At 33.0% G+C, this 16,078-nt stretch carries 19 protein-coding genes and 1 pseudogene; 7 read left to right on the top strand and 13 right to left on the bottom strand.

Annotated elements, in window-relative coordinates:
- Window positions 1-18: 18 nt before the first annotated feature.
- Window positions 19-837: a 3-deoxy-8-phosphooctulonate synthase gene (gene kdsA / locus AC0J6S_RS12160; RefSeq protein WP_474954056.1), complete on the bottom strand. Its 819-nt coding sequence runs from the start codon at window positions 835-837 to the stop codon at window positions 19-21.
- Between the two features lie 211 nt (window positions 838-1,048).
- Window positions 1,049-1,498, bottom strand: coding sequence for a 2-dehydro-3-deoxyphosphooctonate aldolase (locus AC0J6S_RS12165; protein WP_474954057.1), 450 nt, complete (start codon window positions 1,496-1,498; stop codon window positions 1,049-1,051).
- Window positions 1,499-1,942: 444 nt separating this feature from the next.
- Between AC0J6S_RS12165 and AC0J6S_RS12170 the strand changes: the two genes are divergently transcribed.
- Together AC0J6S_RS12170 and AC0J6S_RS12175 are read left to right on the top strand one after the other, a co-directional pair.
- A complete protein-coding gene (locus AC0J6S_RS12170) occupies window positions 1,943-2,503 on the top strand; it encodes a YeeE/YedE family protein (protein ID WP_474956360.1) in 561 nt (186 codons plus the stop codon).
- A 36-nt stretch (window positions 2,504-2,539) separates the two neighbouring features.
- Window positions 2,540-2,956, top strand: a complete 417-nt coding sequence (locus tag AC0J6S_RS12175; protein WP_474954058.1) for a DUF6691 family protein — start codon at window positions 2,540-2,542, stop codon at window positions 2,954-2,956.
- 44 nt (window positions 2,957-3,000) lie between these two features.
- Here the strand turns inward: AC0J6S_RS12175 and AC0J6S_RS12180 are convergent, their stop codons facing one another.
- From AC0J6S_RS12180 to prmA, 4 genes are all read right to left on the bottom strand, one after another.
- Complete coding sequence (locus AC0J6S_RS12180; protein ID WP_474954059.1) at window positions 3,001-3,672, bottom strand: lysoplasmalogenase; 672 nt, start codon at window positions 3,670-3,672, stop codon at window positions 3,001-3,003.
- 9 nt (window positions 3,673-3,681) lie between these two features.
- The gene (locus AC0J6S_RS12185; RefSeq protein ID WP_474954060.1) at window positions 3,682-4,953 is read right to left on the bottom strand and encodes a sterol desaturase family protein; all 1,272 of its coding nucleotides are present in this window, start codon (window positions 4,951-4,953) and stop codon (window positions 3,682-3,684) included.
- Window positions 4,954-5,045: 92 nt separating this feature from the next.
- Window positions 5,046-5,321 (bottom strand): ATP-dependent Clp protease adaptor ClpS, encoded by a 276-nt coding sequence (locus tag AC0J6S_RS12190; protein WP_474954061.1) that lies wholly within the window; start codon window positions 5,319-5,321, stop codon window positions 5,046-5,048.
- Between the two features lie 47 nt (window positions 5,322-5,368).
- Complete coding sequence (prmA, locus tag AC0J6S_RS12195; RefSeq protein ID WP_474954062.1) at window positions 5,369-6,202, bottom strand: 50S ribosomal protein L11 methyltransferase; 834 nt, start codon at window positions 6,200-6,202, stop codon at window positions 5,369-5,371.
- A gap of 94 nt (window positions 6,203-6,296) precedes the next feature.
- On the opposite strand from prmA, the pseudogene AC0J6S_RS12200 reads away from it, so the two are divergent.
- Window positions 6,297-7,519, top strand: a pseudogene (locus AC0J6S_RS12200) (porin).
- A 56-nt stretch (window positions 7,520-7,575) separates the two neighbouring features.
- Here AC0J6S_RS12200 and tpiA read toward each other — a convergent pair.
- From tpiA to AC0J6S_RS12220, 4 genes are all read right to left on the bottom strand, one after another.
- Window positions 7,576-8,328 (bottom strand): triose-phosphate isomerase, encoded by a 753-nt coding sequence (gene tpiA / locus AC0J6S_RS12205; protein WP_474954063.1) that lies wholly within the window; start codon window positions 8,326-8,328, stop codon window positions 7,576-7,578.
- A 52-nt stretch (window positions 8,329-8,380) separates the two neighbouring features.
- The gene (locus tag AC0J6S_RS12210) at window positions 8,381-8,878 is read right to left on the bottom strand and encodes a TlpA family protein disulfide reductase (protein ID WP_474954064.1); all 498 of its coding nucleotides are present in this window, start codon (window positions 8,876-8,878) and stop codon (window positions 8,381-8,383) included.
- A 230-nt stretch (window positions 8,879-9,108) separates the two neighbouring features.
- A complete protein-coding gene (locus AC0J6S_RS12215) occupies window positions 9,109-10,209 on the bottom strand; it encodes a BT_3928 family protein (protein ID WP_474954065.1) in 1,101 nt (366 codons plus the stop codon).
- An 18-nt stretch (window positions 10,210-10,227) separates the two neighbouring features.
- A complete protein-coding gene (locus tag AC0J6S_RS12220; protein WP_474956361.1) occupies window positions 10,228-10,773 on the bottom strand; it encodes a DUF1599 domain-containing protein in 546 nt (181 codons plus the stop codon).
- Window positions 10,774-10,861: 88 nt separating this feature from the next.
- On the opposite strand from AC0J6S_RS12220, the gene folP reads away from it, so the two are divergent.
- Window positions 10,862-11,686 carry a dihydropteroate synthase gene (folP, locus tag AC0J6S_RS12225; RefSeq protein WP_474954066.1) on the top strand — a complete coding sequence of 275 codons (825 nt, stop codon included), beginning with the start codon at window positions 10,862-10,864 and terminating at the stop codon, window positions 11,684-11,686.
- A gap of 2 nt (window positions 11,687-11,688) precedes the next feature.
- Entirely contained in the window at window positions 11,689-12,321 is a 633-nt protein-coding gene (locus AC0J6S_RS12230) for a hypothetical protein (protein ID WP_474954067.1), read from the top strand.
- Between the two features lie 32 nt (window positions 12,322-12,353).
- On the opposite strand, the gene rlmH is transcribed toward AC0J6S_RS12230, so the two are convergent.
- The 3 genes from rlmH to AC0J6S_RS12245 all read right to left on the bottom strand — a co-directional run bounded on the left by rlmH (window position 12,354) and on the right by AC0J6S_RS12245 (window position 14,010).
- A complete protein-coding gene (gene rlmH / locus AC0J6S_RS12235) occupies window positions 12,354-12,827 on the bottom strand; it encodes a 23S rRNA (pseudouridine(1915)-N(3))-methyltransferase RlmH (protein WP_474954068.1) in 474 nt (157 codons plus the stop codon).
- A gap of 115 nt (window positions 12,828-12,942) precedes the next feature.
- A complete protein-coding gene (locus AC0J6S_RS12240) occupies window positions 12,943-13,434 on the bottom strand; it encodes a CIA30 family protein (protein ID WP_474954069.1) in 492 nt (163 codons plus the stop codon).
- A gap of 132 nt (window positions 13,435-13,566) precedes the next feature.
- On the bottom strand, window positions 13,567-14,010 hold the full coding sequence (locus tag AC0J6S_RS12245; RefSeq protein ID WP_474954070.1) for a hypothetical protein: 444 nt from the start codon (window positions 14,008-14,010) through the stop codon (window positions 13,567-13,569).
- 285 nt (window positions 14,011-14,295) lie between these two features.
- Between AC0J6S_RS12245 and nadC the strand changes: the two genes are divergently transcribed.
- Both nadC and AC0J6S_RS12255 read left to right on the top strand, forming a co-directional pair.
- Window positions 14,296-15,153 carry a carboxylating nicotinate-nucleotide diphosphorylase gene (nadC, locus tag AC0J6S_RS12250; protein WP_474954071.1) on the top strand — a complete coding sequence of 286 codons (858 nt, stop codon included), beginning with the start codon at window positions 14,296-14,298 and terminating at the stop codon, window positions 15,151-15,153.
- Window positions 15,150-16,058 carry a YihY/virulence factor BrkB family protein gene (locus AC0J6S_RS12255; RefSeq protein ID WP_474954072.1) on the top strand — a complete coding sequence of 303 codons (909 nt, stop codon included), beginning with the start codon at window positions 15,150-15,152 and terminating at the stop codon, window positions 16,056-16,058. Before nadC ends, AC0J6S_RS12255 begins: the two co-directional genes overlap by 4 nt.
- Window positions 16,059-16,078 lie beyond the last annotated feature (20 nt).

Here is a 16,078-nt window from a genome sequence, read left to right on the forward strand (position 1 = left end):
TGAATTTGGGGCCTAAATTTAAAATGTATTAATTGTTTTTCTGATAGCGACTAACTTAGTCATTAAAGATTCAAAATAATCCAAATGTAACATATTTGCGCCATCACTTTTTGCGTTAGCAGGATCAAAATGGGTTTCAATAAAGATCCCATCTACGCCTACAGCAATACCAGCTTTGGCAATGGTTTCAATCATATCGGGCCTTCCACCAGTTACGCCAGCTGTTTGATTGGGTTGTTGCAGGGAGTGCGTAACGTCTAAGACTGTTGTAGCGTATTGTTGCATCGTAGGAATACCTCTGAAATCAACGATCATGTCTTGGTAGCCAAACATTGTTCCTCTATCCGTAATCATCACGTTTTCATTGTGACAATCCAATACTTTTTGAACTGCGTGTTTCATACTTTCCGGACTCATGAATTGTCCTTTTTTCAAGTTGACCACTTTCCCGGTATTCGCTGCAGCCACGACTAAATCAGTTTGACGCACTAAAAAAGCAGGGATTTGCAACACATCAACATATTGAGCCGCCATATCAGCATCTTCATTCGTATGAATATCCGTAATAGTTGGAACGTGAAAAGTCTCTGAAACTTTTCTTAAAATTTTCAATGCTTTTTCATCTCCAATTCCTGAAAAACTGTCAATTCTAGAACGGTTTGCTTTCTTGAACGAACCCTTAAAAACGAAAGGGATTTGTAAATTATCAGTAATACCAACTAGTTTTTCGGCAATTCGCATCGCCATTTCTTCCCCTTCAATGGCGCAAGGCCCAGCTAGTAAGAAGAAATTACCACTGTCAGTATATTTGATTTGTGGAATATGTTGTAGGTTCATAGTATGATTTTTTAAAGGTGCAAAGGTAGTTATGATTTGCGATTTACGATTTACGATTTCTTAATAATTTTGGTTATTAACTTTTTTTTAGGAGCTATTTCATGTCTCGTCATTAGGACGAGATTGCAATTTCCCTGAAAAAAGGGAGGATTTTCACTAGCGTCAGGGCTAGGGAATTAGTTTGCAAGGACATTTTGGGATTCGAAAAATATTATTTTTTCAATGCAAGTCCCACAGGAACCATCAAAATTCCTTTTTCATAGATGTTCAAATAGAGTAGTACTGGTTTTTTCTGACCAACCCATTTTAATTCATAAACATCCAAAAATCCAGCACCCAACTCGCTTCTATTTGTTGGAAATGGGCAGCAGCTTTCTAGTTTGGTAAACGTGATTTTTTCTCCATTGGGTCCCGCCAAAGCATTCAAAAACCGACCTTGATTGATCGTTTCATTTTTAGTGTTATTAAAGAAAATATTGATGGGATAATCTTTATCGTAACCATATTTTTTGTCTTTACTATATTCAGTAATCAGAAAAGTATTGTCTTTAGAAAGAATAAGATTTGGCGCTTTATCATCTGTGTTTTTCAGAGCAGATTGTGTACTCGAGCAAGAAGCTAAACTAATAAGTAAAGCAATAAGAAGGATTGATTTGTTCATGTTTAAAAATAAATTTATTAGGTAAATTCGCTTAAATCTTAAAATAACAGCATTGTGTAGAATACATATTTTTAAACATATAAGACAAATAAGTTTTTTAATTTGAATAAAATTGAGTCAAGTTAGTAGTTCATTTTAGCAAAGTCTCTTTACCTTAAAAAGAATATTTTTAACTTATATTTACTTTTTGACCCTAATTTGACAAATAAACTTTTCAGCTTAAATGACTTATATGTTTAAAATTAAATACTTTTCATTTTAGAACGTGACATTAAAATTTAAATAGCAATTACAATACCATGCAGTTTAGATGTACAAATATAAACAGAACTTTAGACCTTAGTGCGTGTTCCCTTAATAATTTAGATTCCCACTTTTTTACCGAAAGTACCATTTCTTCCAAAATCTCGTAAAATGCTTCTTATCTTTGCACAAAAAAACAATATGGATATTATTTTTCAAACATGGTCTTGGTATGTTTCCGGTTTTTTGATCGGCTTGATTATGCTAGCACTTATTTATTTCGGAAAGTCTTTCGGTATGTCCTCTAATTTGCGATCGCTTTGTTCGATAGCGGGTTTAGGAAAACGAGTTTCCTTTTTTGATTTTGATTGGAAAGCACAACGCTGGAATTTAGTAGTCGTTCTTGGCGCTATGCTAGGTGGTTTTGTTGCCGTTCATTTTATGAGTGATGCTTCAAATGTGGCAATAAATCCTATAACAATAGCACAATTAGCACAAATGGGTATTGAAGCTCCAAACGGAAAATTAGTGCCAGATGCACTTTTTGGAATCTCCATTTTAGAATCTCCAAAAAGTATTTTCATACTGCTTGTTGGAGGTATTTTGATTGGTTTTGGTTCTCGTTATGGCGGTGGTTGCACTTCTGGACATGCCATTTCAGGATTGAGTAATTTGCAAATTCCTTCTTTAAAAGCGGTTATTGGATTCTTCATTGGTGGACTAATAATGGCTCATTTTTTATTGCCATTAATTGTAAAGTAGATAAACAATCATCATTTAAAAATTAAAATTAAAAGCATGAAAAATATACTAAAATATCTATTAGTTGGATTTATTTTCGGAATTGTACTGACCAAATCTGAAGCCGTTTCTTGGTATCGCATTTATGAAATGTTTCAATTTCAGTCGTTTCACATGTACGGAATTATCTCTGTTGCTATCTTAACAGGAATTATTGGAATTCAAATTATTAAACGAAATAACATAAAAGACATCAAAGGAGAATCTATAGAAATTCCCGATAAAGAAAAAGGATCTGCTCGATACTGGGTTGGCGGATTGTTTTTTGGTTTGGGTTGGGCATTGGTTGGTTCTTGTCCTGGTCCAATATTTATTTTGCTTGGAGCGGGTTTTTGGACCGTTTCTATAGTGCTTTTTGGAGCTCTTTTGGGAACTTATTTATATGGATTATTAAAAAATAAATTACCTCATTAATCGAAAAATATCTGATATCAAAGTAGCATTTTCTCATGCAAATGCTACTTTTTTTTGTTTAATTTTAAAATTCCAATGACAATCAAATATTGTGCAAGTAAATAGGTTGCCATAATCAGGAAGGAACTGAATTGCAGCGGCGTATAAAATTTATCAAAGGCTAAAAGACTATCAGAAGCTACAAAAATGATAGCGCCAACCAAAATGTATATGCTGGCAGGTTTATGCCAATTCATAAAGCCTTTAAGTGCAAATAACAACATAATTGAAATTGTCAGCGCGTAAACAAAAACCGGAATTTTTAAATCACCTAAACTTGGTAATAAAATCAGCATCATTACAATTAAATAAAAGGTAATTACTGTGACTCCTATCCAGAAAATGATTTTACTTTTCTTTAAATAAATCTTTAATTGTTTGCTAAAAAGTATGATATAAAAAATATGCGAAAATAAAAAAGCAATCAATCCTGCTATAAAATACAACTCTCCTTTGTCAGCAAACATCAAAATAATATCACCAATCCACGACAAAGTCAAAGCTGTCAAAAGAACTTTTTTAGCAATGAACCTTTCGTGTACATAAACTGCCAGAATTAGAAACGGTAATAAAAACGGTTTGAAAAACCAGGCAATTTCCTCTTTTCCAAAATGAATTATCAAAAGATAAACAAGACTAAATCCGATAAAACTCTTTGATATTATGTTGCTTTTCATATATTATTTTTAAGATTGAGCTACAATCATTGTTTCTTTTTCAAAATTACTGCTGACAAAATATACCGTTACAGCCCAGGACAAAAGGAGGTAACCACCAATAATATAACTCGCAAATGGGAAGAGTTGATTCATCCCAAACCAATCTCCAAAATAGAAAATTAGCCCAATTCCAAATACAAACCGGATACTTTCCCAGAATACAGAAATTTTGCGGGTGTCCATTAATTCTGTGTAACTGTAAACCGTAAGAAAAATGAATGCGCCGTAAATAAATACATTTGGCAAACCTATTAATGCGATTGAATTGTAGAGGTAACTAATAAGTAATAACGTTATTATTGCTTGAAACAACGACCAGTACATCAGTTTTTTAGAATGTTGAACACCGTATTTTTCAAAATCATAGACATTGGTGATTTTAGTTACGGGATATTTTGCTTCAAAATTTTCTGGACGCCAGCCTGTTGGTTTAAACCAAATGGTAAACTTATCTTTCCAGTTTTCTGCACGCCAAGCATCTGTAATCAATAACCATAAATGCTGAAAATTAATCCGAATAGGATTCCAGGTTCTAGCAGGTCTTGTGATTCCAAAAACAGGAGGAACAGTTTCTAATTCCGCTTGAAAAGTTCCAAACAATTTATCCCAAATGATAAATATCTGGGAATGGTTTTTGTCCATATATTCAGGGTTGATGGCATGATGAACCCTATGATGGGAGGGAGAAACCAGTATGTTTTCTAGAAAACCAATTTTCTTAATGTGCTTGGTGTGGTACCAAAATTGAAGGAACAAATGAATCGGTAAGGTTATTGCAATCACTTTGGAGGGAACTCCCAAAAGAGCTGCCGGAATTAATAAAAAGGTAAATAAATTTACGAAACTGGAAACGGGTTGGCGTAGGGCACAAGCCAAATTGAATTCCTCACTGCTGTGGTGAATGGCATGTTTGTTCCATAAAAAATTAATTTGATGAGACAAACGATGGCTCCAATAGCCGTAAAAATCGATAGCAATAAATCCAATAAAATAGGTAAAAAAGTTTGCTTGAGGATCAAATAAAGCTATTTTAGAAGCAATCCAATCGTAAGAAACGAGCGTGATGCTAAGTCCCAAAACATCTTTTAGAGAGTTGACCATTCCAGAGCTGACGCTTGAAATAGAATCCATATTGGGTGCAGTATCTTCCCCTTTGTAATGCCCATATATTTTCTCGATGATAATTAATATCAAAAAGATGGGCATTACAAAAACTAAAATTTTACCGTATTCTTCCATAAAAACACTTTTTTTTATTCAAATATAGAATAAAAGAGAATGTTTTTGAATTATTCACAGTAATTTATTTCTAGTGGAAGTTTTTACTGTACTTAAATTATCTCCGCATTTAATCCTGCTTGTAATAATTGAGTGCATTGCGGTTTTAATTTATCATAAGGACCCGTTTTTACGGTGCACTTGCCGTTATAATGTACAATTAATGAACATTGTTCTGCTTGTTCCGGAGTGTGATCACAAACGCGAATCAAAGTTTCAATGACATGGTCAAAAGTGTTTACATCATCGTTGTAAACCACTATTTCATTGTCTAAACTAATTGTTTCTTTTAGACTGACTCTTTCTCTTACTTTTTCTTTAGTACTCATTTTTGTAGGTTTTTGTACTTTCGTAATTAATAAAAAAAATAATACTGCTAAATTACGTATTTTAAAGACACCCAATTGTTTCTTTCAAATTTTTTAACATAAGTCAGTCCTTTTTCAGTACAAGAAGCATCTATAAATGGAATATCTTCCTGATAAAACCCACTTAAAAGTAGTGTTCCATTAGGATTTAAACTGTCAACATAACTTTGCATATCGTTCAACAAGATGTTTCTGTTAATATTAGCAATAATTAAATCGTATTTTTTACCAGCTAATAATGTTGCTTCACCTTCATAAACTGTGATGTGTTTACAATTATTGCGTTGAGCATTTTCAATTGAATTCAAATAACACCAGTTGTCAATGTCAATGGCATCAATTGGTTGAGCACCTTTCATTTCGGCAAGAATTGCTAAAATGGCAGTTCCGCATCCCATATCCAGCGTTTTCATTCCAGTAACGTCCATTTCTAATAAATGCTGAATCATCATGTGTGTCGTTTCGTGATGACCCGTTCCAAAACTCATTTTTGGTTCAATTACAATGTCAAATTCTGCCTCAGTTTTTGGATGAAAAGGCGCTCGAACATGACAATTCCCATCTACATCTATGGCTTCAAAATTCTTTTCCCATTCTTCATTCCAGTTCACTTGTTCAATTTCTTCAAAAGTATAATTGATAGTAAATTCATCTGATTGTAAAATATGAATGTCATCAAGAATCATTTCTTCCCATAAATCTTTTTGAACAAAAGCTGATATGCCAGTTTCAGTTTCTGTAAAACTCTCAAATGCTCTTTCTCCCAGTTCTGCAATTAATATTTCAGAACCTAGTTCTTTAGGCTCAATAGTAAAGTGATACCCAATATAAATGTTTGACATGCTTTTTTTTTTGCAAAGGTAACAATCACTATTTAAACAGCATTTGTAAATCAATTTTTATTTTACATTTGCATCACAAACACATAACAACTGCATGAAAAAAATCATTTTATTTTTTGTTTTTCTGCTCAGTATTGTCAGCAATGGTCAAGTTACTATAAAGCAAAACAAACAAGATAATGACTTAAAATTATCTGCACTTCCTTATTATAGTTTTGGTAAAGGAATTGGAATTACTTCTCCTGATAGTTTATACCAATTGAATATTCGTTTTCGAATGCAAAACAGAGTTACTTATACTGAAAATGAAGGTGAAGATGGCGTTTATGATGGACAAATCAGACGTTTGCGTTTGCGATTTGACGGTTATGTGGGTTCTCCAAAATTTTTATATGCAGTCCAATTATCATTTGCCCCGGGCGATGTGGGAGAAATTCAAGAAGGAGAAAATATTAATATTATTCGTGATGCGGTTGTTTTTTACAGACCTAATAAACATTGGAATATCAGTTTTGGACAAACAAAATTACCAGGAAACCGTCAACGTGTAAATTCTTCAGGTGGTCTTCAATTAACGGATCGTTCCATTAATAACGCCAGATTTACAATTGATAGAGATTTTGGTTTCCAAGTTCATAATATGAATGAATTTCAAGATAAATTTTCTTATAATTTCAAAACGGCTGTTTCAACAGGTGAAGGACGTAATATAACAGGAAATGCAGATGCAGGAGTTGCTGTAACCGGAAAAGTGGAGTTATTACCCTTTGGAGCTTTTTCTAGGGACGGGACCTATTTTGAAGGGGATATTGTAAGAGAAAAAAAGCCAAAACTTATGCTTTCTGGAGCTTTTCAGCAAAATAATCATGCCAAAAGAACACAAGGACAGTTAGGGAATGACTTGTTTGAGGAGCGAACTATGAAATCAGTGATGCTGGATGCTATGTTGAAATACAATGGATGGGCTGCCATGTCAAGTTACATGTCTAGAACTACATCCAGGAATGCTGTTACTATTAATCCGGACAATATTTCACAATCTAATTTTGCTTATGTAGGGAATGGATTTGATCATCAGTTGAGTTATAATTTCCCATCGAATTATGAAATTATTGGCAGGTATTCCACTCAAAAAGTAGGTAAAGATATTAGGACTTTGGCTCCAAATTCTAAACAATACATGTTGGTCTAACCAAATATGTTTGGGAACAAACTTTTAAGTTACAAAGCGAATTGACTTTTGATACTTTAAATTATTTCGACGGAAGCACAAAAAATAATTGGTATTTACGTTTTCAGGTAGAAATAGGAATTTAAAAAAAAAAGCGGTGAAAATAAATCACCGCTTTTTTTATACATTCTAAAAATGAAATTTATATAGCATTTACAATCGCTAAAAAATCATCAGCTTTAAGCGCAGCACCACCAATAAGACCACCGTCTACATCAGGTTTTGAGAAAATTTCTTTTGCATTATCAGGTTTTACACTACCACCATAAAGAATAGATACATTTTCTGCAATATCACTTCCGTAAGCTTTACGAACTGTTTCTCTGATAAATTCATGCATTTCCTGAGCTTGTTCTGGAGAAGCTGTTTCTCCAGTTCCTATTGCCCAAACCGGCTCATAGGCTAAAACAATATTATCCCAATCTTTTGCTTCAATATGAAATAAACCATCTCTTAACTGATTTTCTACCACATTAAAATGATTTTTTGATTGACGATCTTTTAATTCTTCTCCAAAACAGAAAATTACTCTCATGTCATGCTCTAAAGCCGTATTTACTTTGTTAGCAATCAAAGCATCCGATTCATGAAAAATAGCTCTACGCTCTGAATGTCCAAGAATTACAATATCTACACCAACACTTTTAAGCATATCTGCAGAGATTTCGCCTGTAAAAGCACCACTTTCTGCTTGATGTACGTTTTGTGCAGCAACATCAATATTTGTGAATTCTAAATGATCAGCAGCTGAAGCCAAGTTTACAAATGTTGGAGCTACAATTACTTGTGCTTTCGTATCAGTTGGTATTTTGGATATTAACTCATTCAATAAATCTTCTGTTTGCTCAGCATTTTTATGCATTTTCCAGTTTCCTGCAACAATCTTCTTTCTCATTTTAATTATATTATATTTAGTTTTTGGTTATGTTTTTCAATGTTGAAATGTATTATTTTAAATTTTTTAGTGTTTCATTGATTTTGTCAAAATCAGTTTCTATGGCGCGGTATAAAACAATTTTTCCGTTTTTGTCTACAATGATGTATCTTGGAATCCAATCAATATCCATAGCTTTTGCAAATACGCCTTTCATTTGGTCATTTACCATGAAATGATCTCCTTTTAATTGGTGTTTTTCAATTCCAGCTTTCCATTTATCAGCAGTTTTGTCCATCGAAATAAACAAGTACGCAGCATCAAGATTGTTAGCTTGCAGTTCTTTTAGTTTAGGCATTGCTTTTACACAATCACCGCACCAAGAAGCCCAAACTTCAATTACCAATGCTTTTCCTTTGTATTTTTTCAGAATATCTTGAAAAGAAACTTGGCTTCCGTCAGTGGCTAAAAGGGTTTCAGATAAAGCTTCTTTTGAGAATTTAGTTTTTTGTGCAGTTGATGTGCAAGAGAAGGTGACAAACGCAAGTAGTAATGCTATTATTCGTTTCATTATAGTATAGTTTTTAAACAAAGTTAAACAAAGAATTTGAATGCGTTATACAGAATAAGAAATTTTGAAAGCATTATCCGAAAATGATAAAGCAATATCGTTATAGTTCAAAAATAATTGAATGATTTTGACTTAGTGATTTTTCGGAATGGCACTTGCCATTCTTTTAAACAAAAAAGCCGTAAAGTTTCCTGTTTTGGACTTTACGACTTTTTAGTTTTATGGTTTATTTAGATTTTTAAGTCTGTAATATCGTTGTGATGCACTTTTTGTTTTATCGTTCCTTTTTCAATCAAAACAATACTTGGATTGGCTCTTTCAATCGTTTTTACGGTTATCGCATCACAAAAATAGAAGTCAAATGTCAATCCGAATTGTTTTTTTATAGCAGCTATTTCTTCTGCTGAAGATGCAGTCATTCCAATCACCTGATATCCTTTTGCTTTAGCATCTTGATTCAGTTTTTCTAATTTTGCTATTCCACTATGATCGGCTTTGGCCAAATCATAAGCGGTTATCAACATCAATTTTGGAGCTTCTAAAAATTCATCTTTGTAATCAGAACCATCTTTTTCCATTGTAAAATCGTGAATAGGAGGAACGTAACCTTCAGTAATGACTTTGTCTTTTCGGTCTACAAATACGGCACCTTCCGGAATCGCCATCAAATCTTTTTCGGTAAATTCTTTATTGACACCACCAACTTTGTAAATAAAGACCATTTCCACAACAGATTTTTCTGCTCCATCAGGAATTAGCATTCCTTTTTGAATATTGTTTCCTACTTTATACGGTCTAAAATCGATTATTGGCAAATGGTTTAAAATCCAAACTCCCATAAGTGACGATAAAACAATACTGGCATAAATGACTATATTTTGTATATTATTGGTAAACAACGGTTTCACCAATTTTTGATTGAAAAATAATATCAGTATAAAGAAAAGTAAAACGATATCCTTAGTAAACGATTGCCAAGGCGTAAGTTTTAAAGCGTCTCCAAAACAACCACAATCTTTTACCACATTAAAATAAGCAGAATAAAAAGTCAGGAAAGTAAACAATACAATCAAGATTAGTAAACTCCAAATAGTGAACTTGGTTTTGTAACCAATGAGCAACATAATTCCCAGAACCACTTCAAGAATTACTAAAAACAAAGCGATTCCTAATGCAAACGGAACAAAAAAGGGCATGTTGAAAACGGGCTCACTGAAATATTCAGCCAGTTTATACGAAAATCCAATTGGGTCATTCAGTTTGATTAAACCGGAAATAATGAATAGTATTCCAACGAAAATTCTAGAAAATTGAGTAATTATATTTTTCATTTTTGTGATAGCCTTTTATTATCTATTTCCAAAACCCATTAGAATCAAAGCAAAAACCGAGTAATTTATCATGTCCTGATAATTAGCGTCGATTCCTTCAGAAACTAAAGTTTTCCCTTTATTGTCTTCAATTTGTTTGACACGAAGTAGTTTTTGTAAAATCAAATCGGTTAGTGAACTCACACGCATTTCGCGCCAAGCTTCCCCATAATCATGATTTTTATCTTCCATTAAATCTTTGGTTAATTTAACTTTGGCATCGTATAATTCAGTTGCTTTTGCAACGTCTAAATCAGGTTGATCCACAACGCCTAATTCCAATTGAATCAACGCCATAATCGAATAATTGATAATCCCGATGAATTCGCCCGTTTCATCTTCATCAATTTTGCGAACTTCATTTTCTTGTAAGCTTCTAATTCTTTGGGCTTTTATGTAGAGTTGATCTGTCAATGAAGGCAATCTTAAAATGCGCCAAGCACATCCGTAATCTTTCATTTTGTTGATAAACAGTGCACGACAGGTCGCAATCACAGTATCATATTCCTTTGAAGTATTCTTCATTATTGGTGTATATTTGTCTTGAAATTTTTTCAAAAGTAAGATAATTTTTTTGAATGTCGAATTTTGAAGTCTTTAAAACTGTAAACGAATGACTATTAACTGCAAAGGATTACTTGTTGACTTATCAACTCCCAAAGTAATGGGGATTTTGAATGTGACGCCCAACTCTTTTTTTGATGGTGGAAAATATAAGAACGAAACCGAAATACTTTCTCAAGTCGAAAAAATGTTGCTTGATGGCGCCACTTTCATAGATATCGGTGCTTATTCGAGCAAACCAAACGCAGAATTTGTCTCGGAACAACAAGAAATTTCGAGGATTAATCCTGTTGTTGATTTGATTCTAAAGCATTTTCCAGAGACAATAATTTCGATTGACACCTTTAGAAGTGAAGTTGCAAAAACTTCGATAGAAAGTGGCGCGGCTATAATCAATGATATTTCAGCAGGAAATTTGGATGGTAGAATGCTGGAGATAATTGCGAAATACAATGTTCCTTATATTATGATGCACATGCGAGGCAATCCGCAAACGATGCAAACACTCACGGATTACGATGATATTGTAAAAGAAATGTTATTTTATTTCTCTGAAAAAGTGGCCATTGCCAGAAGTTTTGGAATCAATGACTTAATAATCGATCCGGGCTTTGGCTTTGCCAAAACTATAGCTCAGAATTATGAGGTTTTTCAAAAAATGGAATTGTTTAATATGCTGGAATTGCCACTTCTTATTGGGATATCCAGAAAATCTATGGTTTATAAAACACTTGATACTACAATAGAAAATGCGCTAAACGGAACTACGGTTTTGAATACTTTGGCATTGACTAAAGGAGCAAAAATTCTTCGAGTTCACGATGTTAAAGAAGCGATGGAATGCGTTACCATATTCAATAAAATCAATTTATAAACATGAAATATTTTACGCTGATTGTTCTTTTTACTCTATTTTCTTGTGGAAAGAAAGAAGACATTCTCTTACCTAAAGCCAATACAACAATTGTTAAAAATGTTGCGGATCTTTCTCCAGTCTATATTTTTTTCAGAACTAAAGGAAAAGATACTCTGGCAGATGTAAACCGTAAAAACAGTATTATTTCGACCAATTGGATTCTAAATGTTGACAAACGTTTACCATTAAGACTTGCCATTCTGGAAATCATGAAGTTGCAACAAAAGAAGCGCGAAGAAAAAGCACACAAGAATGAAAAGGCCGAAAATTATTATTCTTATGCAGATACAATTGGAAAAAATCTAGCTTTTATTCCTTTTACAAATGTGTATTACAAACTGGAAAAACCAAAGTCAGGAATAGTTGTCTTTTTTGACAAAAACAATGAAATTTTAGTGGATGATACTGTGGTAAAACAAGAAGAGTTGCAAACCTATTTTGATAAAGTACCTAATAATAAAGCTGTCCAATACATTTTCTGCTTTGACAAAAACTTGAATTTTGGAAATTACATTCAAAACAAAATTTTCATTAATAGTTTAAAGTTGCCATCGTCAGAATTTAATGTAAAACAGGAAGAATTTATTTACTAAACTTCAAACAAAGAAAACTTTAAACAAAATAATTATTGGTGATGATACGGTTCGTTTCTTAAAATCGTAAAGCCGCGATACAATTGTTCGATAAAAAATAAACGAACCATTTGATGTGAAAAAGTCATTAAAGACAGCGATATTTTTCCCTGAGCTTTAGCATAAACGGTATCCGAAAATCCATAAGGGCCACCAATAACGAAAACTAAAGTCTTTACTCCGGAGTTCATTTTCTTTTGTAATTCTTCTGAAAAGCGTACGCTGGAATAGTTTTTTCCGTTTTCGTCTAACAAAATAAGTTGGTCCGTAGGTGTAATTTTTGCCAAAATCAATTCGCCTTCTTTTTCTTTCTGTTGACTTTCCGATAAGTTTTTTACATTCTTGATATCTGGAATAATATCCAAATCGAACTTGATATAAAAAGACAATCGCTTCGTATAATCGTCTATTAAAGATTGTAAGGCTTTGTTATCAGTTTTACCGATAGCAATTAATTTAATATTCATTTTGTTGGATTTCAGAGGCGCAAAGATAGAAGAATTAACAGTTTTAATATGTGTTTTCTTTGGTAGAAATTAATAGTCTGACTTTAAGTTTGTACAAAAAAAGTTTGAATAATATTTATTTTGCCTCAATGCTATCAATTAGCAATTGAAATGTTTCTTCTTTTTTATTGCCTATCAAGAAAGCAATTTCCTCTAAATTAGAACTGTCATAATTAGGCAGATTTAATTTTTGTCCTCTGAAAGCAGGATACAATTCCGTGATTGGAATTTCAATCTTTTGCCAATCTGTGGTAGTTTGAAAAGGAAACACATATGAATGGGAATCAGTTCGATGAGTCTTGACTCTGAATTGATATTGTTTACCGTCCCCTTTAATCCGAATGCAAAAATGTGTAGCACTTTTTAAAATTAATGGCTCAAAAGTATATTTTACCGCGCAAAATCCACCATTATTTTCTAAAGATACTTTGCCTTCAAAAGTTCCCTCTCCATTTGTATTCAGATAGATTTTACTTTCGGATACTCCGCCCATCACAGCATCATTTACAATTTTCCAATTGACAAGGTTGCTTTTTAAATCAAAATCAAAAATTAAAAATGGTTTCATAATGTTGGGTTTGCAAATTATTTTATTCTAAAAAAGTTCTTGTTTTTTTATGACTTTGATACCAAAAACTAATACTGGCGTAAACTCTTCAGAATTTACGCCAGTTTTTATTTTGAGGAATCTTTTCAAATTTTATTTTGGTAATGGCGCACCCACGGCAATATCACAACGGTGATTTTCTTGACCATGTGGCGGATTCATCCCTTCTGGAGTGGGAGTTGTTGGAACCGTAGTTGTAACAGTTGGGGTTGTCGTCGTTGTAACAGTAGCTGCAGGAACTGGTTTGTTTTGTTGTGGAGTTGTTGTAGCAATTGGTGAATTTAATGGTGCTCCAACAGGGATATCACAACGATGACCTGGTTGACCGTGAGCTGGATTTGCACCGGCGGCAGTGGTTGTTGGCTGAGCAGTTGTATTTTGTGGTTGGTTAGCTGCAGCAGCTTCAGTTTTCATTTGTCTGCCAACTTCCGTAAAAGGAACTACGTTTGTTGAAGTATTATTTTGGGTTTCTACTTCTTTTTTACAAGAAGTAAAAAGTAGCGATGTTGCAAAAAGTAAGCTTAAAAAAGATTTCATAAACAGTGTTTTAATTACTAAACTCAAATATAAGATTTTTAAAAGAATTGCCCTAAAAAAAAATAGTATTCTAAAGTTTGAATTGAATATCTGTACAATACTGAATTTTTTAATGCGTTAATTATAAAATTCCAGGATGCAACTGCATTCAATTAGTCTGCTCCATAGGGTATATTTTTTTGATGAAGCGGATTCAATTGTATCTTTTTTCTAAATAACCCGACCTACAAATTTTCAATTCCACAAAATATACATTACTTTAGCATTCCATAAATTTCCTATAAAATGATTAGCGACATACAGTTCAAAAACGAGTTAGAAATACTAATACAAAATGCCATTAGGGAAGATGTTGGGCCAGGAGATTACAGTTCATTGGCTTGTATTCCCGCATCTGCAACAGGAAAAGCAAAGTTATTAGTCAAAGAAGACGGCATTATTGCCGGTGTAGCTTTTGCTAAAATGGTTTTTGATTATGTAGATCCTAATTTGCAAATAGAAACTTTTATTCAGGACGGAACTCCGGTAAAAAAAGGTGACATCGTTTTTCATGTATCAGGAAGTTCTCAATCTATTTTGAAATCAGAACGCGTAGTTTTGAATTCAATGCAAAGAATGTCAGCGATTGCGACCAAAACTAAAGAATACGTACGTTTATTAGAGGGAACAACTACTAAAATTCTTGACACCCGTAAAACAACTCCAGGTTTTAGAGCATGTGAAAAATGGGCAGTCAAAATTGGCGGAGGCGAAAATCATCGGTTTGCGTTGTACGACATGATAATGCTCAAGGATAATCACAATGATTTTGCGGGTGGAATTACTTTGGCCATAGTCAAAACAAAAGCATATTTAAAAGAAAATAATCTGGATCTTAAAATCATTGTCGAGGCCAGAAACTTGGATGAAATCAAAGAAATTCTGGAGAGCGAAGGTGTTTACAGGATTTTAATAGATAACTTTAATTTTGATGACACGAAAAAAGCAGTTGCTTTAATTGGAGATAAATGCGACACAGAATCTTCTGGAAATATTAATGAAAATACTATTCGTAACTATGCGGAATGCGGTGTAGATTATATTTCGTCTGGCGCACTAACACATTCTGTTTATAACATGGATTTGAGTTTAAAAGCAATATGAGTAAAGAAATTGAATTGAAACTACGAAGAATTCCAATAGTACGGAATCTTATGTTTGGTTTAAAAAAGATAAAACTTCCCTGGTTGGAAGGTTTGTCTTTGTATGATTTAATGGAAATATATGGCTTAGGAATCATCGAAAGTGCGTTAACATATCACGCCAGTGCCATTGCTTTTAGTTTTTTTATGGCATTGTTTCCTTTTGCACTTTTTATTTTAAATTTAATTCCATTCATACCTATTGAAGGTTTTCAAGAAGATTTTTTGATGTTTGTCAAGGATGGAGTACCACCCAATACTTATGATGCAATTTATAAAATCATCAGCGATATTCTAAATAATAGTGATTCGGGACTGCTGTCTTCAGGTTTTATATTATCTATTTTTCTGATGGCAAATGGATTAAATGGAATTTTAGGTGGCTTTGAAACCTCACGTCACGTCCTTATTAAAAGAGGATTTATCCGTCAATATATAGTAGCATTGGGCATGTCATTATTATTGTCTTTACTACTATTAGTGACCGTTGCAATAATAGTTGTTTTTGAAGTTTTGATACAAAAAACAGTATTCAGTGACCAGATTCAATTAATCGTTATCGGACGATATGCTTTTGTTATTTTGATGATTCTGATTACCACGTCCATACTTTTCAAATTTGGTACAAAACACGACAAAAATAGAGCTTTCATCTCCATAGGATCCGTGTTTACTACTATTTTGATCATATTAGACTCCTATTTTTTTGGAATCTGGGTCACAAAATTTTCACAATACAATGAATTATACGGTTCAATAGGAACATTATTGATTTTGATGTTTTATATTTGGATCAACTGTATGATATTATTGTTGGGTTTTGAATTGAATGCAACAGTAAATAAATTAAAAGCTAAAAAAGAGTAAATTATTAAATCTAAATAGTT

The organism is Flavobacterium sp. TS_SC_5, assembly GCF_056156265.1.